2 protein-coding genes are annotated in these 825 nt (G+C 61.6%); both read right to left on the reverse strand.

What is annotated here, in order from left to right; genetic code table 11:
* Positions 1-90 precede the first annotated feature (90 nt).
* On the reverse strand, positions 91-396 hold the full coding sequence (locus I6F38_RS43265) for a PAS domain-containing protein (protein WP_225164698.1): 306 nt from the start codon (positions 394-396) through the stop codon (positions 91-93).
* Positions 397-652: 256 nt separating this feature from the next.
* A partial coding sequence (locus I6F38_RS43270) for a transposase (RefSeq protein ID WP_225162452.1) occupies positions 653-825 on the reverse strand: 173 nt, incomplete at its 5' end.

Raw genomic sequence — 825 nt, forward strand, 5'->3', positions numbered from 1 at the left:
ATGGCCGCATGACCGTCGCCGACGATTTTGTCGTCGCTCTGGTCGGGCTACGCCCTCCCGACGCAACGACAAAATCGTAAAGCCCCGCGTTCAGCATAACCCGGCAGGAATCCACTTAAATCCAGCGGGGCGCTGTCCAAACAACCGGGGCCAGCTCTCCATGATCGACTGAACGATACCTTCGACCGCCGAAGCCAATGCGGGCACGCAATCGTGCACCGTACGCCCGAGGTGACCTTCGACCGAAATGCCGCAGATTTCGGTGAGACGCTGGTTGATCTGAAGGTAACGGCAATCGGGTGAGAGATAGGCGAGCCCGATCGGTGCAGTGTCATAGATCAGCTGCAGCGCCGGTTGTTTTGGGAACTGAACGTCCTGGACGACGGACGACCTCATGTCCACTACCCCCCGTTGCACCAAGTCTAGCGCTTCACGCCCAGCCCGCAAATAGGCCAGCTGAGCCGGAAACGGTGGTCTGATCTGTCCGGATCAGGCACGGGTCGGCCGGCAGCCGCCCTGGACCGGTGCCTGCGGCGTGCTGACGCAGCGTGGCAGCAAGCGCTCCTCGACATTTCGAGCCCATTTTCCGCCAAGAGACTCTCGCCCCTGCGAACGCCATCTGGACCGTCGTCCTGAGAGTCTGACTCATAAATCACCCAACCTTAGCTGCAGCCGCGAGTCTGCGGGTCAGGAGCCTCATGTGTGCAATCAGCAGCCAGGCAGCTTCGGTTGCCACCGTCGCCTCGAAGTCCTTGGCGAGGCGGCGGCATCTGCCGAACCAAGCGAATGTGCGTTCAACCACCCACCGCCTCGGCAGAAGCTGGA

The organism is Bradyrhizobium sp. BRP56 (assembly GCF_020194035.1).
Classification (GTDB): Bacteria; Pseudomonadota; Alphaproteobacteria; order Rhizobiales; family Xanthobacteraceae; genus Bradyrhizobium; species Bradyrhizobium australafricanum.